The sequence below is a fragment of the Streptococcus sanguinis genome (assembly GCF_019929145.1).
Lineage (GTDB): Bacteria > Bacillota > Bacilli > Lactobacillales > Streptococcaceae > Streptococcus > Streptococcus sanguinis_U.
This window is the reverse complement of record NZ_JAHZOW010000001.1, coordinates 485,155-505,806: the sequence shown is the minus strand read 5'-3', so window position 1 is coordinate 505,806 and position 20,652 is coordinate 485,155. Positions and strand designations below refer to the sequence as shown.

The window sequence follows — 20,652 nt, the reverse complement described above, 5'->3', positions numbered from 1 at the left end:
ATTTCCTTTCTAATCTACGACATACAGACCATTCTCAACTACAAATTGTAACCGTCCATTTACTTTGACTCCCTCAACTATTTCTGAAGTCACTTCAATTCTAAGCTTTGGAAACATTTCACTCAACTGTTTAATAACCCCAGAAGGTTTTGCAGGATTTCCTAGACCACTTAAACAAGTTGGGCATACACCTTTAGGGTTTGACTGGTGAATTTTAAGTGTCCCAGTTACATCTTCAGCATTTAACTCTGCTTCTTTTATAGCCTCAATAAAATTATTTGCAACATTCTCCTCAGCATGTCTAGTAGCTGAAGAAATCTTACCTGAGCTTCTCACCTCTCTATCTGGAAATGCATCATCTAAATCAGGTAAGCCAGCTTCTTTTCGAACTTTAGGAGATCCTCCCTCAAATACTCTATCCTCAAGTCCAGGTATATCTGTCTTCCCAACTGCAATTGTATCTGTCTCAGGCACATTCCATTTTTTACGTAAATCAGATAGTGCATCAGAACCCCAATTAGAGTTTTCTAAACTGCTAGCATCACTATGTGGTGTGCTAACTTTACTGCTTCCTCCAACACCCTCAAAATCCTGAATCTGTTGTCTGCGCTTGACAGAAAACTGCTGGATCTTTTGAGATAGGTTTTCCATACTTTCAGAGAAGTTAGGGTTGACTCCAATGCCAGGTGCACCTCCTGCCAACTGAAACTCAGGCGCAAGATTTCCTTGCATAGCTGCCAGATTCCTCTGGAAGTTTTGCTTTTGAGCTCCCCACGCTGCATTGAGATTATCAAGCTTTTCAGATACCTTCTCCGCTCCAGAAGCCAAGGCTCGATTTTTCGTATTATTCGCCTTCGTTTTGAAATCATCCCAACTCTGGCTAGCTTGGGCTCGGACATTTCCCGCCTTAGTCTTGACATCTGTCCAAGTATTGCTCAAGCGTTCCTGGATGCTACCTTTATAGGAAGCTGCCTTTCCACTTCCCAGATTAACATCCGCTGCTTTACTAGCTCGATAAGCCTGAAAGCGCTGGCCAAGATGCCCTACCGTTCTACCGATTAACTGACTGGTTGCTAAGTTGGTTAGAGCCATTTGCGGATCTTCGATAAAGTCATGGCCAAACTGGGCAACATCGTAGGCATTAGCTCCAAAACGGGCAACCTTATCCGCATTGAGCACACCTTGGGAGACTGTTCGCTCTGCAATACTGGCTCCCTTCAGGTAGGAACCAAGACCGCCCGATACAAGAGTAGTAACTGCTTCTGCACCAGCCCATATTCTCTGCTCATTCGTTAGGACATCGCCTGTAATGGTTTCTCCGGAGATAGCGCGATAAGCTGCTTCTCCACCTAGAAGTGTTGTCCCTAAAGCCAAAGCTACTGGAGCTAAAGTTCCACCAGATGCGAATGTTCCGACAACCAAGGCTGCTGTCCCAACGACCTTGACGCCTATATCCACCCAACCCAGCCACCATTCATTATCTTTTGACCAAGTAGATTTAAGACGTTTGTATTCACCTAGTTCTGTTGGGAAGAAGGTCTCCACTAGCTCTTTCTCAGACAGGTCTTTGATTTTATCATAGGTCTCCTTGTCTTCCGCTTCCAGCTTTGCAAGGTTTTCTTTGGCAACCTTGAGCTTATCCTGATATTTAGCTGCAGCAGATGAGATAGGGCTCTTATCGCTGTTCAAGATATCGGACAGGCTGTAATAGGCTTTACGTTTGCCCTTAGCTGTCTGTATGCCATAGCCTGTCTGATAAGTTGTCTGATAGGTGTATGTTTCCTCATAAGTTAAATGCTCAGACTTATATTTATTCTTCCCTTCATTGATCTTATTCAGAGCCTCCATTGCATCTTCCAAGCCACTTATGTACTTATTCTCAATGTTTTGGACAATCTCCCGATGCACCCGCTTCATCTCCTCCATTACATCCAAAACAGTGTGCTCGGAATCAACAAAGGTCTTCTCTGGCATGTCCTTGCCTAGGGTCGCACCTCCTTTGGCAATGTAAAGGTGGGACAGATCGTTACTCTTGACAATCTCAGCGGTCTCCGAAATATCCTTGAGCAAGTCCTTGACCTGACTGACATTATCCTCAAACCAGCCAAGACGTTTCCCCTGCTCAAAGTCGCTTTTATTAGTATAGTACTCTGTCATGAAGCACCTCCCTGAGATGTCTGACCGCTATAAAGTATGGCTTCCTCTGACTTAGGTCCCTTATAGTCTGGCGCCGCCTGATCTTTCTTCAAGCCATCACGAGTCAGCTCGAAAGCTTTCTGAGGATCTTGCTCTAAGGCCTGACGAGTTTCGGCATCTAAGTTGGGATCCACCAAGGCTGCATTTACAATATCAGCAGCTAAAAGTTTATCTGTATCAATAAAGCCTCGGTAGGTTGCCTGAATATGATAGAAAAGAAGCTCTGTTAATGCCTGAAAAGTCTGTGCTTTTGCGGTGAAATGATTGAGCGGAAGTTCACCCAGACGAGATTGGAGAGATCCTTCTTTACATACAGCAGGAATTTTATCAATCAGACCTTGCAATTGAGTTGTTAGCTGGCTAGAGCTTGTTGCTAGCTCACGGGATGCTAAGAGTAATTCCTCCTGTTCTGTTAAGGAAATACTAATTTTGGGCATGGTTGTATCCTCACTTTCAACTGGTCGATGATTTCTTTCTTCATGTTATCAGTGCTGATGGAGCGGATTCGCTGCTCCTGAATATCATACTGATAGAGAGCCGAAGGCGCATTTAGATATAGGTAGTCTTTAGACCTGCTTTGACCCGAATAGGAAGTAACTCTCAAAGCAGGGGCTTTCCCATAGTAGATGATTAGTCTCTCCTCAGAATAGGATTTCCAATCTGGCGCTGCTGGATTAATCTCTCGTTCTGGTATCTGACTCAAGAAAGGGTGGCTTTGAATCGTCATTCCAAGGAATTGGAAACTATGTATGCGATCTATCCTATAGGCATTTTCGTCTACTGTTTCAATGACGATATGGTACCAGCGATTAGAGTCTACTAGCTGAGCACAGTAATATTGATCGTCAACCTCGCAGTGAGAATAAGCTTCTTGGTACTTTTGAAGATAGGTACCTTTGGCCAAACAAGCCGTTGTCGGCTCATTATTTTCATCAATCAGACCCATAGCCTGGAGATCAGAAAATCCCTGCTCTATTATCTCCTTTAGTTGAGCAGTTTTCTCCTCACTTGCAACCTCTGGAAGAGGAAGCAGAAATAAATCTTCAGAATAACCATCGTAATTCAGCATATGCAGAGCATATAAAGATTCTAGTGTAAATATCATTTGCTTTCTATATCCTTCAGTACTTGCGCATCATTTATGTGGTAAAAAAGAGTTTCTAAACCATCTACGGCCTCATGGATCTTTCCTACTGCTTCAGAAAAGTCTGCCTGATATTGGTCAATGAAGTCCTTAAGCCCCAGATACTGCTCCTTAGTCTCACCAGACCAAAGCGAGTCTTTCTGAGCCAATGCCTTGACTTGAGAAGGGATGGTTGTATTAATTAAATCATGAACCTGCTTAAGATGGGAAATCAGATCTTTCAGTTCTCCATCGTCATAACGAATTGTATCGTGGGAAAATCGATCCTGAATGCTGTTGATATTTGTATCCATTTAAAAGATGCCTCCCCCAAAAAAATCAAGCGGATTCTCATCCAATCCAAGTCTATTGAAGTGCTTCTTGCCTTTATTGTACTCTGTTTTAATACTTTCTAGCTGAGATTCTAAAGCGCTAATCTTGGCCACCACATCACTATAAAGTTCCATAAAGGAAGAATTGGAATTTCGCACAAAGTCTACATAGTCCTGCAAGACCTGCTTATGTTTTTTTAATTTACTAGAAGCTGATTCCAAGTAGAAATACCCACTCTCTCCATCAATGATATCGACAATGCTCTCTACATAGTCGATATAATCTTCCATATCTGAAGTAGAACGTCTGTGGTCTAGCTGGTGCCTGGAAATTCCGTCCCGTACCTGACGGTAGCGTTTTAAATCCGCTTTGACACTATCATACTGACCTCTTAATTCTGCATCACTTGTCATTTCGCACCTCGCATTTCTTTTACTGCTTCTAGTTTACCATAATTATTATTCCTTTTACACTTTTAGCAGTTTTTTTATACCAGATATATTGTTTCATTTTCTAATCACTTAATGATTAACAAATCCCATCTACTCCAAACCTATTTGTGGTTCCGCAACTTCTGGCAATGATGCTTTCTGCTGGTCTGCTAGATTCAATTTAGTACGCACCGCTTCTGCCACAGCTCGTGGTACGCCGACTTCGACGATTTGGTCGACACTTGCTTCTTTAATCTTGGTTAGAGATTTGAAGTGTTTCATAAGATTTTGCTTGCGTTTTGGTCCTAAGCCTTCAATGCCATCTAGCTGCGATGAGAAGGAATTCTTAGACCGGAGCTGGCGGTGGAAGGTAATGGCGAAGCGGTGGACTTCATCTTGGATACGCTGGAGTAGGAAAAATTCCTGCGAATTGCGGGATAATTCTACAACCTGCAGAGGGTCGCCAAAAAGCAATTCATGAGTCTGGTGCTTGTCATTTTTTTGCAGTCCAGCGATGGGAATATCCAATCCCAACTGCTCCTGAATAACTTCTTTAGCGACATTGACCTGCCCCTGTCCACCATCAATGACAATCAGATCAGGCGGTGTCAGTCCATCGCGAATCACCCGGCTATAGCGCCGCTTGATGACCTCGCGCATACTGGCGTAGTCATCGGGTCCTACCACAGTCTTGATCTTATATTTGCGATAATCCTTCTTGCTAGGTTTACCATTGACAAAGACTACCATAGCTGATACAGGACTGGTCCCCATGATATTAGAGTTATCAAAAGACTCAATACGAACAGGCGTTGGAATGTTAAGGAGCTGCCCTAGATTCTCAATAGCACCTTGAGTCTTTTCAATAGATTTCTCCAAAAGGTCAAATTTCTGCTGGAGACTAACTCGGGCGTTTTTGATAGCCAGATTGACCAGCTGTTTCTTTTCGCCTCGCTGGGGCTTAAGCACCTTGGTATCCACCATGGCTCGGACAGCTTCTTCGTCAATATCTGCTGGAATCAAAATTTCATTGGGCTTGAGGTGGGATTTTTCCTGATAAAATTGTCCAATATAGGTCAAGAAATCCTCGTCCGGATCATTGTAATAGGGAAAAAGGTTGACGTCACGTTCGATTAGCTTGCCCTGGCGGACAAAAAAAACCTGTACGCACATCCAGCCCTTGTCCACATAGTAGCCAAAGACATCCCTATTCTGCAAATCCTTGGCCATGACCCGCTGCTTGGTGCGCAGCGTGCCAATGGACTGAATCAAGTCGCGGTACTCAGCTGCCTTTTCAAACTCCATAGCTTGCGCTGCGCCGGCCATTTTCCCCCGTAAATCCTCAATAATCTGGTCATCCTGACCCTTAAGAAAGGCTGCTACCTCCTGAGCTAAGTCCTTGAAATACTGGCTGTCTACCTGGCAAATAGTGTGGGCCTTGCACTGTCCCAGATGGTAGTAAAAGCAGACCTTTTCAGGCGGATTGGTACACTTACGAAAAGGAAAGAGCCGATCTAAAAGTCGCTTGATCTCATTGGCCGCACCAACATCGGGGTAGGGACCGAAATAAAGTCCGCCGTCCTTTTTGACCTGGCGCGTGATAATCAGGCGCGGATAGGTCTCATTGGTAATCTTGATAAAAGGATAGGACTTATCGTCTTTGAGCATGATATTGTACTTGGGCTGATTTTCCTTGATTAGATTAATCTCAAGAAGCAAAGCCTCAATATTAGACTCGGTGACAATAAACTCAAAATCCTCAATCTCAGAAACCAGAGCCTCCGTCTTGGTATCATGACTGCCACGGAAATAAGAACGAACCCGATTGCGAAGATTCTTGGCTTTGCCGACATAAATAATGGTACCGTTTTTGTCTTTGTGAATGTAACAGCCGGGACTGGTCGGCAACAGTTCCAGCTTTGATTGGATTAGCTTGTTCATAGGTCTATTATAGCAGAAAAGGGGAGCATTCAACAGGTAGACACTTGATTACTAGAAAATCATAAGTTTGATTCCTTTCATAGGTAATGCTGAACTAAAACCTGTTTTTAAATCTTCTTTCAAGTACCAAAAATCTATTTTAAAAGAAGCATGTTCCTCTTCATAATAAAGCGTTTTCCAAGTAAAAATCAAGCAAGCGATTGCACTGCTATTTTAATAGGCTTTTATTATATAAACAGAAATAAAATAGAAAAATTTTAGAAAGATTAATATATTTTTAAAAAAATTTCAAAAAAAGACTTGACAAAAACTGCAAACGGTTGCATAATAGAATTGTAAATAAAAATTCCGGGAGGAAATAGGAATGAAAACATGGAAAAAAGTAGTATTGGGCAGTGTCAGCTTGCTGGCTGCAGGAACGCTGTTAGCAGCTTGTAGCTCGAATAGCAGCAAGGAGAGCTCTTCTTCTAAAGCCGATAGCAAGACCTTGAAACTCTGGGTACCAACTGGTGCTAAAGATTCTTACTCTGATACAGTTAGCAAGTTCGAGAAAGAATCAGGCTACAAGGTTGACGTAGTCGAAATGGAAGATCCAAACGCTCAGGAAAACCTGACAAAAGATGCTAGTACTGCTGCCGATGTTTTCTCTCTGCCACATGACCAACTTGGTAAATTAGTTGAAGCTGGAGCTATCCAAGAAGTTCCTTCTAATATGGCCGAAGAAATCAAGAAGAACGATACAGAACAAGCAGCGATTGGTGCTCAGTACAAAGGTAAAACTTATGCTTTCCCATTCGGTATCGAGTCACAAGTAACCTACTATAACAAGTCAAAACTTTCTGCTGACGATGTTAAATCATACGAAACAATTACATCTAAAGCTAAATTCGGTGGAAACTTGAAAGAAGTTAATGCTTACGCTACTGCTCCACTCTTCCTTTCTGTTGGCGACACTCTCTTTGGTAAAGACGGTGAACAAGTTGACGGAACAAACTGGGGTAACGAAGCTGGTGTAAACGTTCTGAAGTTCATCGCAGCTCAAAAAGACAACAGCGGTTTTGTAAACGTAGATGCTTCTAACCTTCTTGCTAAATTTGAAGATGGTTCAGTTGACGCTTTCCAATCTGGTCCATGGGACTACGCAGCAGCTGAAAAAGCTGTCGGTAAAGATAACCTTGGTATCTCTGTTTATCCAACTGTTAATATCGGTGGACAAGACGTTCAACAAAAAGCTTTCCTCGGTGTAAAACTTTACGCAGTTAACCAAACACCTTCAAACGGCGACACTGACCGTATCGCAGCAAGCTACAAACTGGCTCAAGCGCTTACTAGCAAAGAAAGCCAAGAAAACCAATTCAAGTTTGAAGGACGCCACATCATCCCAGCTAACAAAGAAGTACAAGAGTCTGACGATGTGAAGAAAGATGCCTTGGCACAAGCTGTTATCACAATGGGATCTTCTGATACCTACACAACAGTTATGCCTAAACTTAGCCAAATGTCTGTCTTCTGGACTGAAAGTGCTGCAATCCTCAGCGATGCTTACAACGGTAAATTTGGTGAAGATCAATACCTCGCAAAATTACAACAGTTTGATAAAGACTTAGCAGCAGCTAAATAATCCTCAAACGAATAAAAATAAGCATTGAAGTGAGGAGGGCAGCCTCCTCGCTTCTTTCTTTGTAAATATAAGGAGAATACTATGACTCAGTCATCCTATGACAATGCATCCATGGTTCAGGTCTTTAAAGAAGGAACTTGGGATGTCAAACTCTCTTTTCTGGTAATGGGACTGAGCAACCTTGTAAACAAACAATTTATCAAGGGGCTGCTCTTCCTCTTCTCAGAAATTGCTTTCCTGATTGCTTTTGCAGTTCAAATCATACCAGCTATTGGTGGAATGATTACATTGGGGACTCAAGAGCAGGGAGAGGCCATCAAAAAAGTTAACGGTTTGGAAATCACCGTTCAAGTAGCTGGTGACAACTCTATGCTGATGCTGATTTTTGGACTTGCTTCTCTTATCTTCTGTGCAGTCTTCGCCTACATCTACTGGTGTAACCTGAAAAGTGCTCGTCACTTAATGGCTCTTAAGCAGTCTGGTCAGAAGATTCCTAACTTCGTTGAGGACTTCAAGACTCTGGCTGATGGCCGCTTCCACATGGGCCTAATGAGCATCCCTCTTATCGGAGTACTGCTCTTTACCATCCTGCCTCTGATCTATATGATCTGTTTGGCCTTTACTAACTTTGACCATAACCATCCAGCTCCTAAATCACTCTTTGACTGGGTTGGCTTCTCTAGCTTCGGTGATGTTTTCTCAGGTCGCATGGCTAGCACCTTCTTCCCACTTTTAGGCTGGACCTTGATTTGGGCGGTTGCTGCGACAGCTACTACTTTCATCTTCGGTATCGTTTTAGCTCTCTTGCTCAATACAAAAGGCCTCAAGTACAAGAAAGTTTGGCGCACACTCTTCGTTATCACTATTGCTGTGCCGCAATTCGTGTCCCTGCTCTTGATGCGTAATTTCCTGAATGACAATGGACCTTTGAACGGATTATTGCAAAGCCTCCATCTCATTCAGCATCCAATTCCATTCTTGAGTGACCCTGTTTGGGCTAAGTTCTCAATCATCCTTGTCAATATGTGGATTGGTATTCCATTTACCATGCTGGTAGCGACTGGGATTATCATGAACCTGCCTAGTGAGCAAATCGAAGCTGCTGAGATTGACGGAGCTAGCAAGCTTCAAATCTTCAAGAGCATTACTTTCCCTCAAATTCTCTTGATTATGGCGCCATCACTCATTCAGCAGTTTATTGGAAACATTAACAACTTCAACGTTATCTACTTCCTGACAGGCGGTGGACCTACTAACTCTTCCTACTATCAGGCGGGCTCAACTGACCTCTTGGTTACCTGGCTCTATAAACTGACCGTTTCAGCCAAGGACTACAATCTGGCATCTGTTATCGGTATCCTGATCTTTGCAATCTCTGCAGCCTTCAGTCTCTTAGCCTATACTAGATCCGCATCATTCAAGGAAGGAACTGCTAAATAATGAAAAATAGAAAAAAACTCAGTTTATTAGGGATTTATGTCTTGCTGGCTGTTTTAGCACTCATCTGGCTAACGCCGATTATCTGGATTTTTCTGACCAGCTTCCGTGGTGAAGGTTCTAATGCGGTCCCTTACTTCTTCCCTAAGACCTATACTCTTGACAACTATATCAGACTGTTTAATAACAACACATATCCTTTTGTTCAGTGGTTTATGAATACCCTGATTGTTGCAACAGCGACCTGCATCCTGTCTACTTTGATTACTGTGGGTATGGCTTACTCACTCAGCCGTATCAAATTCAAGCATAAAAATCGTTTCCTCAAGCTGGCTCTGGTACTTAACATGTTCCCAGGCTTCATGTCTATGATTGCGGTTTACTACATCTTGAAAGCACTCAATTTGACACAAACCCTGACTTCATTGATTCTGGTTTATTCGGCTGGAGCGGCTTTAGGCTTCTATATTGCTAAAGGTTTCTTTGATACTATCCCATATTCCTTGGACGAATCCGCTATGATCGACGGAGCGACCCGCTTCCAAATTTTCCGAACTATTACATTGCCGCTTTCAAAACCGATTATCGTTTATACAGCGCTTATGGCTTTCATGGGACCTTGGGTTGACTTCATCTTTGCCTCTGTCATCCTAGGCGATGTCAAGGAAAAATATACAGTGGCTTTAGGACTTTTCCAAATGCTTAATAAGGACGCCATCAATAAATGGTTCTTACCTTTCACATCTGGAGCGATTATCATCGCTATCCCAATCACTCTTCTCTTCATCTTCATGCAGAAATACTACGTAGAAGGTGTAACAGGCGGAGCAGTCAAATAAAATCTATTATGTATATCAAAAACTTCCGACAATTTAAATCGGAAGTTTTTATCTTTCTTAGAAAATATGGAACTTAACTCCTCATCCCTTTTATATGAGATTACTTATTAACTTGGACAAAAAATGAGTCTGGAAATTATTCCAGGCTCATTTTGTATTTCTTTAATTATAATCTTCGTCTCTACGACGGCGTTTGTTGGTTCCCAAAAAGGCAGCTGCACCAAGTGCCATACCAAAAATTGCAAGGCGTTCTGCTTCTGAACCAGTATTTGGCAGAATAGCAGGAACTGTTGGAGCCTTATCAGCAGTTGTAGCCACGCTAGCAAGTTGAGCTGCAGGATTTACAACAAAATCAGTGAATACGTCACTACCTGCCGCTTGAACAGCACCTGTAGTTGCTCCTTTGACTTCACGAGTGTTCGCATGAACTTCTGCAGTCTTAGCATCTGAATCTTTCTTAGATTCATCCTCTGCACCTGGACCAGCAGCTCCGCCTTTTACAGCAGTTAGAGTCTGTTTATCTTCACCTGAGCGATAGTTGCTATTCAGAGCATTTCCATACAGGAGAGATGCTTGATTCAAGATATTCAAGAGAGTTTCATAATTCGCTTGAAGACTGTTGTAGGATTCCTCAAGAACAGCTAAAGTTGCAGTCTCTTGATTTAAGATTGATTGTTTAGCTTCATAATCAAGCTGCGCTTCTGCCAACTCCCGCTCTGCTTCTGCAAGTAACTGAGGAGCATTCTGAAGGTCAATAACTTTCTTTTTAGCTGCTGCTAATGTCTTTTGAGCAGCCATGAAGTCCTCTTGAGCAGTTCCCAAATTAGCTTTTGCAGCTTCTTGAGCTGCCTGAAGTTCTACCAACTTATCTTTAGCTGCTGCTAGAACTGCCTGAGCATTGCTCAAGTTAGTCTGATAAGGTGCTAGGTTTGCTGCAATCTTAGCTGTCGCTCTGTCGAGAGCTTCCTGCTTAAGGGCAACATTTTGTTTGGTCAAGGCTAGATTATTTTCAGCAGTTGCTACCTTCTGACGAGCTGCTTCAACTGCTGCAATTTGAGCTGCCGCTGTCTTTTGAGCATCAGCTAATTGAGCATTTAGGATATTAATAGCTGATTCCTGACCTACTTTTTGAGCCTTGAGTTCAGCTAATTGATTCTTAAGTGCTGTAACATTTGCGTTAGAACCTGCAGAACGACCGCCACCAGCACGCAACAACTGCTCCATAGCCGCAACAGTCAGCAACGTACCGTTATTAACACGTTGGTCAAAGTTGCTAATGTGATGGAAACCAACCTCAGATGTACCATGAGGTGTGCCCCATTGGTTTGGATGTTTATCATAAGCCGCCGAGATAGCATTGGCTTTATTGTCCATCATCTGCACATAGTGGCCAATTTTAGCAAATACATCAGCACCAACTCTCATGTAGATTGCATTAGCATCAATCTGAGTTTCATCAGTAGGCAGTCCATATTGCGCCGCAATCCGTTGATAGAGTTCTTTTTCACTATGCCAGAAATTGACAGCTCCTTGTGGGTCAAAGCTAATCGCTACATTTTCGTTACCAATCAGCTTGCCCATATGCCAGTTATTACGCTCAAAGTAGATAGTCTGAATCTGGCTAGCCACATTCGCATACGGATCAACCAACAACTCTTGTAAGCCGGCATTACGACGGTAAGCATTAATCGCCTTGACCAACTCTAAAGCTTGCAGGTTATTTTCCAGATTAGCTGGACTAGTTGGGTCAGAATTAACTGAGATACCAAATTCATTCTGTCCACGTTGGTAAACAGCAAGTGCATTGTTAGCAGCATCACGAATTTCTTGATTAGCTGCATTGTTACGAACATTTTCTAAAAATTGGGAATAAGTCGTATTGCGAAGGTCAACAGGAGCTGTTGTTGCTGCTTTCTCTGCAGCAGGAATTTGTCCTTCAAGAGAGCTGATAGCTTGATTGGTTTGGCTCAAAGATGCCTTTGCCTGGTTGATTTTATTCTGGATTTCAGCCTGCACTTGTGGAGCAGAAGACGCTGCTTGTTCCGCCTTTGTCAACTCAGTCTTTGCATTGTCTAAAGCGGTCTGTGCTTGACTTTGCTGGCTCTTAGCAGTTGCTACAGCTTGCTCCTCTGAGTTAAGTGGTGTTTTAGCTTGTTTCAATTCAGTCTCGGCAACGTCTACCAGAGATTGGCTCGCCTTAACAGTATTCGCTTGATCTTTAACAGCTTGGTCTGCCTTGGCAGCTTTAGCCGCTGCTTCTCGAACAGCAGTGTCTTTTGCGCCAACCTCTTGCTCTGCTGTTTTTGCTTCCGTCTCCGCCTTAGCAACATTTTCTTCTGTTGCTTCTGCCTGCACTTCTTTAGCAGTCTCAACAGCGGCTTCAGCCACTTTCACGCTAGTTTTTGCATCTTCAGCTTCTGTTTTAGCAGTATCCACTATCGATCTTTGCTGATCAAGTTTAGCTTTGGCTGCTTCAGCATTTTCTTGGGCAACAGCTACATCTGCTGCTGTCACTGGTTTCTCTGTTACTTCAGTCGCTTTTGGAGCTGTTACAGTTGATTCAACCAACTCATCCGCGTGCACTTGATGGGTCAGTCCACCAGAAATAATAGTTGTAGCCGCGATACCAGTCGCTACAACAGACTTGCCTATTTTCTTTTCCATAATCAATCTCCTTTTTATAATCTCACATACTATAATTAACCTGGGTATAGCAGCCCGCATAGTAATATACTATCACAAAACGCTAGTATTAACTAGTAGCAAACGTATCCTTTTAATGGTTTTTTTATTACAATTTGGTTACAAAAATGTTTTATTAGAAAAATAAGCTGGTTTTTCCAACAAAAATGAGCATTTCTTTATCAAATAAAGCAAAAACTCCTAGATCCTTTCTAAGAGTTAACCTTGCTTGTCAGTCCGATTGAGCTTGTCGAATTTCTTCTAGCATCGCTTCTTCTTCAGCCGTCATCTTATAGTCTTCTAGTAAGTCAGGTCGTCTTAGATAAGTCTTTTTCAGACTTTCATAGAGACGCCATTTGCGGATGTTTTCATGATGGCCACTCATAAGGACTTCCGGAACTATCATACCTCGGTAGTCATATGGCCGAGTGTACTGAGGATACTCCAAGAGCCCAGACGAAAAACTGTCATCTGTATGACTGGCTTCCTTGCCAATAACCTCTGGAATCAGGCGAACTGTGGCATCAATCATGGTCATAGCCGCCAATTCTCCCCCAGTAAGGACATAGTCCCCAAGCGAGATCTCATCTGTCACTAGCGTCTTGATCCTCTCATCATAGCCTTCGTAATGGCCACAGATGAAAATGAGCTCTTCTTCTTTAGCCAGTTCCTCAGCATAGGCTTGGTCAAAAGTCCGACCAGCAGGATCTAGCAAAATCACGCGCGGCTGCTTCTTTTCAATGGCATCATAAGCATCAAAAATAGGCTGTGCCCGTAGCAACATTCCCTGACCTCCACCGTAAGGCTCGTCGTCTACATGCCGGGATTTTTCTGCATTTTCTCGGAAATTATGATAGTTGATTTCCAAGAGACCTTTTTCCCTTGCTTTACCTACAATCGAGTGCTCCAAGGGCGCAAACATCTCCGGAAAGAGGGTCAAAATATCAATTTTCATCGTCCAGTCCTTCCGGTATCTCTACATCAACCCGACCTTGCTCAATGTCAATCCCCAGCACCACTGGGGGAATATATGGAAGAAGTAAGTCGCGCTTGCCTTTACGTTTGACCACCCAGACATCATTAGCTCCTGGCTGCAGAATTTCCTTAATCCTACCAAGAAGAAGGTCATTTTCATAGACTTCAAGACCGATGATTTCATGGTAGTAAAATTCACCATCTTCCAAGTCCGTCAAATCTTCCTCTCGGACCTTCAGAGTGAAATCACGAAATTTTTCAATGTCATTGATGTGGTACATCCCCTTGAACTTAATAATATCAAAGTTTTTGACCTTGCGATGACTGGCAATCTCTACATCCATGACAAACTGATCTTTCTTGTCAAACAGGGCAAGGGTGTTGCCTTTTTTAAAACGCTCTTCTGCAAAATCCGTCACTGACAAAACCCGCATCTCACCTTGTAGACCTTGCGTATTGACGATTTTTCCAACATTAAAATAATTCATCTCGACTCCAACATATTATACTCTGCCTAGTATTTTATCATGATATAGGGGAATGTACAAGGGAGATAAAGGGGAATTTCCTTCCCTATATTTATTTGATTAAAATTGCTGTTTAACGTATAATTATACATATAGAGCTTTAACACTATAAAAACCCGAGTGTGTTTACGCAAAACTAGAAAGAAGTTGGTGACGACTATGGGAAAAAAGTTAAGTAAACTCCTGCTCTCTACTGCTATTCTAGCCACAACAGCCGCCAGTCTGACTGCTTTGACACAGGTCAAAAAAGGCCAAGCAATGGAAAATGAAACGAGGGAAACTAGAAATCTCTCAGCCCTTGATGAAAAAATTGCTCAAATTGACAATCCAACCATCAAGGCTTTTCTAGAATACTATGCTAGTCAGAACATGACCTCCGCATCGTCTCTTCCAATGATAGATGATCTCGAGTCCAATACTCGCATCATAGTTATTGATACTGATGATGCGGATAAAAGTTTGCCACCAGCCATCGGAACATCTGTGGACGGATCCGAAGGGCCTGTAGGTGGAACTGTTGATGCTGATGGCAAATACATTGAGTTTGATACCAGTGACCATAGCAAGTCCGCAACCGTTCAGGAAATTCGAGATGCTATTGCTGAAATACTAGGATAATACTCTCATAAATACGTACAAAATAGCTGAGATTAAAATCTCAGCTATTTTGCATGTATCATCACTCCCACATTCAATATACTATTTAAAGCTTGCATACATCTTGCTCATCCCATTTCTAAAAGAAGCTCAACTATCTTTTCTGACTGACTCCAATGTAAATAATGATGGCTGCCTCCTAAAATAATCTGAGTATTTTGTGAAGCAAATTCGGAATCTTTATATTCTTGTTCTCGATAGGCCTGACTAAGGATAAAAACCGAGAATTGAAAAGAGATATCTAAGTTCTGAAAATCATTTTCTGAGATACTACAGTAATGTTGAAATCCTTCTTGTACAGATTTTAATCTATATGAACTCTTTTCTGCCTTAGCCCATAAGATTTTAAAATCAGCTACTGAAAAACTCTCTTGCCCTAATTTTTTCAGATATTCATATCCTCCACTGAGCGTCTGAACTTTCTCCTGTAAGGATAAAAATTCGGGATAAGGATTCTGAGCTAATTCGCCATATAGAACAGAATAAGTGGTCGGTTCAATCAAGATTAGTCCCTGACAAAACGGCTCTGACTCAGCAATTTTAACTGCCACAAGGCCGCTAATACTGTGTGCGCAAACAGCATACTGAATGACTTTAAAATGCGATAAAACCTCTATAATAGATTGAACCAAATCGTCCAAAACAAAATTTTCTTGATTTTCCAGTGGGCTTTGCCCAGCATTAGGGTAATCTATTGTTAAATAGCCCCAATTTTTAGGTAACTTCCGAATAACTGGCAAAAAATTTTCATAGGTCGGTAGACTCCCAGAACCGCTTAAAAATACAGCAATCTTTTCCGCAGGTTGATAGGATACAAATAGTTGTCCTACTTTCGTTTTTATTATTCTTTCTTTCATAATGTTTCCAATCCATTCTTAAAAATATTATCTGGGCACACACTACGATTTGAGAGCTAGCTATTTTACCAATAGAATAAGGACGCCCCAATACCAGAAATTTTTCATATTCAACCAAGGACCGTGTCACAAGAGGCAGTTGCTAGTATTGCCTTAGAAGGTGTTAGGCATTCTCTTCGAAAACCTGTTTAGCAAATTCCTCTACCAGAGCATTAAACTTGGCTGGTTGGCATAGATTCGACGGATCAAACGAATCAGCAATGACAAGATCCTGAGCAAGCCTCAGATGTTCCTTAGTTGTTTTCATCATTTGGACTAATTTTCCTGAAAAATCCCCCGCCAGCAAAAGTGTAGGAATCTTGCACTTATCCAAGGCGGCACGATAATCAATAGCTTCAATTGCCCTGCGCTGCAAAACAGACTCCTCAGGTCGCATCCGGTCGAATAAATCAACAAAATAGGAGCGAGCTAAAGGCCATCGTTTATAAATCGGCAAGGTTGATAGCTTCATAAACCATGAGTATTTCACTAAAGGAGCCGTAAGTTGAGCCAGAGAGTTCATCATTGGCGACAAATCCGGCGCACAAAAAGTATCGCACAAGAAAGCTCCCTTAAAGATTTGAGGATTTTGAGTCATGAGGTGCATGGTTAAGATACCGCCATAGGAAGTCCCTCCGATAATGGCTTGGCTGATACCTTCTTTTTCCAAAATCGCCAGCACATCTGCTGCCTGTATATCTAGAACCTGATCCGCCTGACAAGTCAGTTGGCTTGATTGCCCATTTCCTCGTAAATCAGGCGTAATAACCTGATAGCGATCCTTAAAAAAATCTATCTGAGGCTGAAACATGCCCGAGTCAGCACTCAAACCATGCAGGAGCACGAGCGTTTCTTTGTGACCTCGTCCGTCCATCCGATAAAATACCTTGCCATCAGTTCTTTCGATATAATCCATCCTATCGCCTCCACTCTAGATTTCATTTATACTTTTCTGCGATTCTTTGGCCAGTTCTATCTGTTGCTTTCTTTCCCTGACAACTGCTTGCATATCATCTGGACTCTGCAGATTTAGAACTTTGACAGCATAATCCGCCGAGACAATGGCATGACCTCGCATATGGGCTGTTGCAACCGCTTGGGCAAAGACACGAGCGGCATACTTGCTGACTGGTGATTTGGCTTGCTGAGATAGCTTCTGAGCCAAGAAACCAGCCTTCCTCAGCTCATAGGCAGAAACATTTCCCACAAGTCGCGCCTCAAACACTTCCTGAACTTGAGTCAAGATTTGCTGTTTTTTTAGATCGTCACCAATATCTATCAGAGCTATAAAGCGAGTGGCATGCTGCATTGCCCATTGGGCAAGCTGCTTTTGAGGAAGCTGGACCAAGATTTGTTCCAGTTCCAATCTTTTCTGTCTGTCATCAAGAATCTTTAGCTTGTAAGGGCTGGGCAGACTCACTTGTCCATTCTCATAACACTCTCGTTCATGGACATTCCAAGCATAATCTTCTGACTTCATATTTCCTCCGTTTTCCACGCTTCTCGCTTTCCTCGTTGAAGAAGCAAATGTACGTAGTTCTCGCATACGATCGAACTGCATCAATTTCTCTAAGCTCACTTGAGAGCCGCGTACTCAGCTCGCTAAGAGAAATAGAAAAAAACGGGACACACCGGTCCCGTTCTTCTTATTTCTCATCAATAACGATGCGAACTTTTTTGTATTCAGTTGGGACAGAGTAAACAATCGTCCTTATAGCGGAGATAGTACGACCTTTACGACCGATTACACGTCCAACATCACTCTGATCAAGATCTAGGTGATATTCTAAAAATTCAGGTGTATCCTCAATCTTGATAGTTAAGGCATCTGGCTGTGAAATCAAAGGTTTCACTATCGCAATAATTAGATTTTCAATCGTGTCCATATGTCAACCTACGCTTCTATTATTTAGAGTATTTTGAATCGTGGAATTTCTTCAATACGCCTTCTTTTGAAAGGATATTGCGTACAGTATCAGAAGGTTGTGCACCATTACCCAACCACTCAAGGATACGGTCTTCTTTCAAAGTCACTTGGTTTTCAGCTACAAGCGGGTTGTAAGTACCAACTGTTTCGATGAAACGACCGTCACGAGGTGAACGTGAGTCTGCAACATTGATACGGTAGAAAGGTTTTTTCTTAGAACCCATACGAGTCAAACGGATTTTTACTGCCATTATTAAGGTCTCTTTTCTTTATTTTTTTCTTTTGGTGAAATAGCAGAGCTATTAAGCACATGTTCTATTATAACAGAATAAAAAAAGCTGTCAAGTTTTTTTCTTGACAGAGTTAAAAGTTTTTTAGATTAGTCTTTTTGGTTGTTTAAAACTATCTGTTCAGAAAGGTTTTCATATTTTTTAAAATACAATTTGACTGAAGCGTCTTTAGGAAAAGTACCTAAATCAATATACTTATTAATGGTCTCTGGTGCATAATATTCTGTGTCTCCACTACGACTACTATAGAACCTACTTTCTGCTTCATCTTCAGATATATTTTTCTCATCCAATACTTGGTCTGAATGAAATTCGAAAGACCATTTTAAAAGACCAGCTTTATCCATCTTTTGGACAATCTCTTTTAGCTTATCATGATTTTCTGGATTCTTCCTGAATTCGACTAAAAACTTACTATATAGCATAAGATATTTATTTAGGCTGTCTGAATCATCAACTTTTTTAGAGGACGAAACGCTTATAGTCTGAAATTGAGCTCTGTCAAATCCTGATTTTTGCTGGTATTCAGCTGTCATGTCATCTTCCATTTCGCCCTCAATCTCATCAATTAAGCTAGTTATTTCTTGGTCTACCAAACAATCCAGCAACTGATCTGCTGTTCTCTCTCCGTAAAATATCTCATAAAATTCTATTTTACTGCCCTTTCGATCTGGGTGGTATTTTAGAATAGGATATTTTTGGATATCTTCCTCGGTGAAATACAAATCAATTGTCGCCCCACCACCCTCGTAATGATAACTACCATCAGAACTAACCTTGACAGGCTGAAAAGGGAGCTTTTTAAAAAGGGCCTTCGTCGTTCGTATGCTTTCGTCGACTTCTTCTTTCTTAGCATAACAGGCTGTCAGTAGCAACAAACTTGCAAGAAGTGAAAATAAAGCAACTGTTTTTTTCATTTGCAGTCTCCATATGGAACCAAGAGTCTGATAATGTCGTCATAAGAATAGGCGGTATAGGTCGGTTGAAAAGGACTTTGATTTTCTAGCTGCTTGGGATTGTACCAGATAGAGTCCAATCCAGCATTATTAGCGCCAGCAATATCAGCTGTCAAGGAGTCTCCAATCATCAAAGTCTGAGACAGGTCAAAATCTGGTATCTGCTCTGCTATTTTTTCATAAAACAAAGCTTCGGGCTTCTGAGTTCCCATCTGCTCCGAGATGAAAATATGGTTAAAATAGGGCGCAATGTCGGAATGGGCCATGCGGCCAGTCTGAATAGCCGTGATACCATTGGTCGCTCCATAAATCTCATAATCAGCTGCAGTTAGACTATCCAACAACTCGCTAGCACCAGCGTATGTCTGGCCTTGCTGAGCAATATGCTGCTGATAGAGAAAGGCCAACTCGGCTCCATCCTTCTCTATGCCAAAATGATCAAAAAGGCGAGAAAAGCGAGTATTGACTAGCTCAGGCTTGGTGATTTCCCCCTGCTCCAGTTCCCGCCAAAGCCCCTTGTTCATAGGAATATAATAGTCTTTGTAAGTCTGAATCTCCGTTACGCCCTGCTCCTCCAAAAAATGAGTTAAGGCGATGTCTTCTGCCGTATCAAAATCCAGCAGCGTATGGTCAAGGTCGAAAAGTAGAAATTTGTATGACAAGGTAGAAATCCTTTCTGTAACTGTAGTAGCTTCATTATACCACAAGCTACAAAAACCAGCCCCTCAAAAATGAAGGGCTGGTTTCTGATCTATTTCACCACTGGTATCCAGACTCTCATTTGATAGTTTGGTGGCTCTTGTTTTGATTCAGCTGCATTTCCAAACAGCATCTTCATTTTTCCCACTTTTTCTACTCTTCTTTATAGTGAATACACAAATCTCTAAATTTATAATCTAGTGCTGCAATATCAAACAAGACTTCTGATAGTTTCTGGTAATCTTCCTTGATACAACATAGATGAGCTTGGCCGAACAATTTTGCTAAATTTTCTTTTAGTTCAGATCTGACCGTATCGTGGTCTTTTAAGAAGTTGCTCATGTATAGATTTCTGATAGAAGCTAATTTGAAACTAAAGTATTGATGAAGATGTTTTTGTTCTTCATTCAAGCCATTGTCCGCTACCGACTTAGCATATCTTTCGATCACATTCTCCTCGCCATCTTCATATTGTTGCTTCATCAACATAGATGTTTTCTGGTAAATCTCTTTGGAAGTAGGAGAGTAGATTTTTTTAAAGTTTCCCCACATGGAGAAAGAACCTCTTTTATAGTCAATGTTTTTAGCTTCCCAAGCATTCGCAAATTCTGACAAACTCATTTTCATACAAGCAAAGCCTGCTGGATCATGGAAATAGATAAACTCATCATCTAGATCATAAACTGAAACAAAATGGTCCACCCCATACAAATGGATATGATTGGGATTATAAGTGAGATAACCCATGTCCAAAGGGCCAAGAACAAGAGGCCCGCTGAGCAAGAACTTGCTTAAGATTTCTCTGATAGAGAGAAGATTCACCGCATTTGAATCCTTTATATAGTATTCATCATATGTAAAACCCAGAATGTTTAAAGAATGGCTGATAGAACTATCTGGCATCCCATTATCAAAGAAGACTAAGGGGTGTTTTTCATCTTCCTTTACAATACTAGCGCCATTTCCCATTAACATAATGGTTTCCAAAAACTCAGGGCGAACATCATAACCATACGAATGAAGCGCCATCGCAAGTGAATATGTATAACAAAGAGGAACGTCCCCAAAATACATCAGCATAGCATCATCCTCCTCTGTAATCAACGCCTAAAAAATGACTTG

General features: G+C 41.8%; 21 protein-coding genes. 4 read left to right on the top strand and 17 right to left on the bottom strand.

The window, feature by feature from the left end; translation table 11 throughout:
• Window positions 1-9: 9 nt before the first annotated feature.
• The 6 genes from K1I94_RS02515 to uvrC all read right to left on the bottom strand — a co-directional run bounded on the left by K1I94_RS02515 (window position 10) and on the right by uvrC (window position 6,024).
• Complete coding sequence (locus K1I94_RS02515) at window positions 10-2,157, bottom strand: hypothetical protein (protein ID WP_223314304.1); 2,148 nt, start codon at window positions 2,155-2,157, stop codon at window positions 10-12.
• Complete coding sequence (locus K1I94_RS02510) at window positions 2,154-2,633, bottom strand: hypothetical protein (RefSeq protein ID WP_223314303.1); 480 nt, start codon at window positions 2,631-2,633, stop codon at window positions 2,154-2,156. Before K1I94_RS02510 ends, K1I94_RS02515 begins: the two co-directional genes overlap by 4 nt.
• Window positions 2,609-3,301 carry a DUF5081 family protein gene (locus K1I94_RS02505; protein WP_223314302.1) on the bottom strand — a complete coding sequence of 231 codons (693 nt, stop codon included), beginning with the start codon at window positions 3,299-3,301 and terminating at the stop codon, window positions 2,609-2,611. The genes K1I94_RS02510 and K1I94_RS02505 overlap by 25 nt, the downstream gene beginning before the upstream one ends.
• A complete protein-coding gene (locus K1I94_RS02500; protein WP_223314301.1) occupies window positions 3,298-3,633 on the bottom strand; it encodes a hypothetical protein in 336 nt (111 codons plus the stop codon). The genes K1I94_RS02505 and K1I94_RS02500 overlap by 4 nt, the downstream gene beginning before the upstream one ends.
• Window positions 3,634-4,065 (bottom strand): hypothetical protein, encoded by a 432-nt coding sequence (locus K1I94_RS02495; RefSeq protein ID WP_223314300.1) that lies wholly within the window; start codon window positions 4,063-4,065, stop codon window positions 3,634-3,636.
• 129 nt (window positions 4,066-4,194) lie between these two features.
• On the bottom strand, window positions 4,195-6,024 hold the full coding sequence (gene uvrC / locus K1I94_RS02490; RefSeq protein ID WP_223314299.1) for an excinuclease ABC subunit UvrC: 1,830 nt from the start codon (window positions 6,022-6,024) through the stop codon (window positions 4,195-4,197).
• Between the two features lie 364 nt (window positions 6,025-6,388).
• On the opposite strand from uvrC, the gene K1I94_RS02485 reads away from it, so the two are divergent.
• From K1I94_RS02485 to K1I94_RS02475, 3 genes are all read left to right on the top strand, one after another.
• A complete protein-coding gene (locus K1I94_RS02485; RefSeq protein ID WP_223314298.1) occupies window positions 6,389-7,645 on the top strand; it encodes an extracellular solute-binding protein in 1,257 nt (418 codons plus the stop codon).
• Window positions 7,646-7,726: 81 nt separating this feature from the next.
• Window positions 7,727-9,085 carry a carbohydrate ABC transporter permease gene (locus K1I94_RS02480; protein ID WP_223314297.1) on the top strand — a complete coding sequence of 453 codons (1,359 nt, stop codon included), beginning with the start codon at window positions 7,727-7,729 and terminating at the stop codon, window positions 9,083-9,085.
• A complete protein-coding gene (locus tag K1I94_RS02475; RefSeq protein ID WP_002897450.1) occupies window positions 9,085-9,921 on the top strand; it encodes a sugar ABC transporter permease in 837 nt (278 codons plus the stop codon). The genes K1I94_RS02480 and K1I94_RS02475 overlap by 1 nt, the downstream gene beginning before the upstream one ends.
• Before the next feature lie 162 nt (window positions 9,922-10,083).
• Here K1I94_RS02475 and K1I94_RS02470 read toward each other — a convergent pair whose 3' ends face one another.
• From K1I94_RS02470 to rimM, 3 genes are all read right to left on the bottom strand, one after another.
• The gene (locus K1I94_RS02470; protein ID WP_223314296.1) at window positions 10,084-12,645 is read right to left on the bottom strand and encodes a CAP domain-containing protein; all 2,562 of its coding nucleotides are present in this window, start codon (window positions 12,643-12,645) and stop codon (window positions 10,084-10,086) included.
• Window positions 12,646-12,835: 190 nt separating this feature from the next.
• Window positions 12,836-13,558: a tRNA (guanosine(37)-N1)-methyltransferase TrmD gene (gene trmD, locus K1I94_RS02465; protein WP_049547688.1), complete on the bottom strand. Its 723-nt coding sequence runs from the start codon at window positions 13,556-13,558 to the stop codon at window positions 12,836-12,838.
• Window positions 13,548-14,066 (bottom strand): ribosome maturation factor RimM, encoded by a 519-nt coding sequence (gene rimM / locus K1I94_RS02460; RefSeq protein WP_002903018.1) that lies wholly within the window; start codon window positions 14,064-14,066, stop codon window positions 13,548-13,550. The genes trmD and rimM overlap by 11 nt, the downstream gene beginning before the upstream one ends.
• Before the next feature lie 198 nt (window positions 14,067-14,264).
• Between rimM and K1I94_RS02455 the strand changes: the two genes are divergently transcribed.
• Window positions 14,265-14,723 (top strand): hypothetical protein, encoded by a 459-nt coding sequence (locus K1I94_RS02455; protein WP_125397115.1) that lies wholly within the window; start codon window positions 14,265-14,267, stop codon window positions 14,721-14,723.
• A gap of 107 nt (window positions 14,724-14,830) precedes the next feature.
• On the opposite strand, the gene K1I94_RS02450 is transcribed toward K1I94_RS02455, so the two are convergent.
• The 8 genes from K1I94_RS02450 to K1I94_RS02415 form a co-directional block, all read right to left on the bottom strand.
• Complete coding sequence (locus K1I94_RS02450; protein WP_223314295.1) at window positions 14,831-15,619, bottom strand: alpha/beta fold hydrolase; 789 nt, start codon at window positions 15,617-15,619, stop codon at window positions 14,831-14,833.
• 163 nt (window positions 15,620-15,782) lie between these two features.
• Window positions 15,783-16,574, bottom strand: a complete 792-nt coding sequence (locus K1I94_RS02445) for an alpha/beta fold hydrolase (RefSeq protein ID WP_223314294.1) — start codon at window positions 16,572-16,574, stop codon at window positions 15,783-15,785.
• Window positions 16,575-16,589: 15 nt separating this feature from the next.
• Entirely contained in the window at window positions 16,590-17,138 is a 549-nt protein-coding gene (locus tag K1I94_RS02440; protein ID WP_223314293.1) for a putative immunity protein, read from the bottom strand.
• Between the two features lie 166 nt (window positions 17,139-17,304).
• Window positions 17,305-17,544 (bottom strand): RNA-binding protein KphA, encoded by a 240-nt coding sequence (gene kphA / locus K1I94_RS02435; RefSeq protein ID WP_002895313.1) that lies wholly within the window; start codon window positions 17,542-17,544, stop codon window positions 17,305-17,307.
• A 19-nt stretch (window positions 17,545-17,563) separates the two neighbouring features.
• Window positions 17,564-17,836 carry a 30S ribosomal protein S16 gene (gene rpsP, locus K1I94_RS02430; protein WP_002895310.1) on the bottom strand — a complete coding sequence of 91 codons (273 nt, stop codon included), beginning with the start codon at window positions 17,834-17,836 and terminating at the stop codon, window positions 17,564-17,566.
• A gap of 128 nt (window positions 17,837-17,964) precedes the next feature.
• Window positions 17,965-18,792 carry a hypothetical protein gene (locus tag K1I94_RS02425; RefSeq protein ID WP_223314292.1) on the bottom strand — a complete coding sequence of 276 codons (828 nt, stop codon included), beginning with the start codon at window positions 18,790-18,792 and terminating at the stop codon, window positions 17,965-17,967.
• Window positions 18,789-19,493 carry a YjjG family noncanonical pyrimidine nucleotidase gene (locus K1I94_RS02420; protein ID WP_317627920.1) on the bottom strand — a complete coding sequence of 235 codons (705 nt, stop codon included), beginning with the start codon at window positions 19,491-19,493 and terminating at the stop codon, window positions 18,789-18,791. The genes K1I94_RS02425 and K1I94_RS02420 overlap by 4 nt, the downstream gene beginning before the upstream one ends.
• A 190-nt stretch (window positions 19,494-19,683) precedes the next feature.
• Window positions 19,684-20,610 (bottom strand): DNA repair protein RadC, encoded by a 927-nt coding sequence (locus K1I94_RS02415; protein WP_223314290.1) that lies wholly within the window; start codon window positions 20,608-20,610, stop codon window positions 19,684-19,686.
• Window positions 20,611-20,652 lie beyond the last annotated feature (42 nt).

Excerpts from the sequence above, each read along its gene's own strand:
- K1I94_RS02505 (WP_223314302.1), bottom strand. The coding sequence starts at position 3,301 with ATGATATTTACACTAGAATCTTTATATGCTCTGCATATGCTGAATTAC.
- trmD (WP_049547688.1), bottom strand. The coding sequence starts at position 13,558 with ATGAAAATTGATATTTTGACCCTCTTTCCGGAGATGTTTGCGCCCTTG.
- K1I94_RS02445 (WP_223314294.1), bottom strand. The coding sequence starts at position 16,574 with ATGGATTATATCGAAAGAACTGATGGCAAGGTATTTTATCGGATGGAC.
- kphA (WP_002895313.1), bottom strand. The coding sequence starts at position 17,544 with ATGGACACGATTGAAAATCTAATTATTGCGATAGTGAAACCTTTGATT.
- K1I94_RS02495 (WP_223314300.1), bottom strand. The coding sequence starts at position 4,065 with ATGACAAGTGATGCAGAATTAAGAGGTCAGTATGATAGTGTCAAAGCG.
- uvrC (WP_223314299.1), bottom strand. The coding sequence starts at position 6,024 with ATGAACAAGCTAATCCAATCAAAGCTGGAACTGTTGCCGACCAGTCCC.
- K1I94_RS02450 (WP_223314295.1), bottom strand. The coding sequence starts at position 15,619 with ATGAAAGAAAGAATAATAAAAACGAAAGTAGGACAACTATTTGTATCC.
- K1I94_RS02455 (WP_125397115.1), top strand. The coding sequence starts at position 14,265 with ATGGGAAAAAAGTTAAGTAAACTCCTGCTCTCTACTGCTATTCTAGCC.
- K1I94_RS02515 (WP_223314304.1), bottom strand. The coding sequence starts at position 2,157 with ATGACAGAGTACTATACTAATAAAAGCGACTTTGAGCAGGGGAAACGT.
- rpsP (WP_002895310.1), bottom strand. The coding sequence starts at position 17,836 with ATGGCAGTAAAAATCCGTTTGACTCGTATGGGTTCTAAGAAAAAACCT.
- K1I94_RS02500 (WP_223314301.1), bottom strand. The coding sequence starts at position 3,633 with ATGGATACAAATATCAACAGCATTCAGGATCGATTTTCCCACGATACA.
- K1I94_RS02475 (WP_002897450.1), top strand. The coding sequence starts at position 9,085 with ATGAAAAATAGAAAAAAACTCAGTTTATTAGGGATTTATGTCTTGCTG.
- K1I94_RS02425 (WP_223314292.1), bottom strand. The coding sequence starts at position 18,792 with ATGAAAAAAACAGTTGCTTTATTTTCACTTCTTGCAAGTTTGTTGCTA.
- K1I94_RS02440 (WP_223314293.1), bottom strand. The coding sequence starts at position 17,138 with ATGAAGTCAGAAGATTATGCTTGGAATGTCCATGAACGAGAGTGTTAT.
- K1I94_RS02470 (WP_223314296.1), bottom strand. The coding sequence starts at position 12,645 with ATGCGGGCTGCTATACCCAGGTTAATTATAGTATGTGAGATTATAAAA.
- K1I94_RS02480 (WP_223314297.1), top strand. The coding sequence starts at position 7,727 with ATGACTCAGTCATCCTATGACAATGCATCCATGGTTCAGGTCTTTAAA.
- K1I94_RS02510 (WP_223314303.1), bottom strand. The coding sequence starts at position 2,633 with ATGCCCAAAATTAGTATTTCCTTAACAGAACAGGAGGAATTACTCTTA.
- K1I94_RS02485 (WP_223314298.1), top strand. The coding sequence starts at position 6,389 with ATGAAAACATGGAAAAAAGTAGTATTGGGCAGTGTCAGCTTGCTGGCT.
- K1I94_RS02415 (WP_223314290.1), bottom strand. The coding sequence starts at position 20,610 with ATGCTGATGTATTTTGGGGACGTTCCTCTTTGTTATACATATTCACTT.
- rimM (WP_002903018.1), bottom strand. The coding sequence starts at position 14,066 with ATGAATTATTTTAATGTTGGAAAAATCGTCAATACGCAAGGTCTACAA.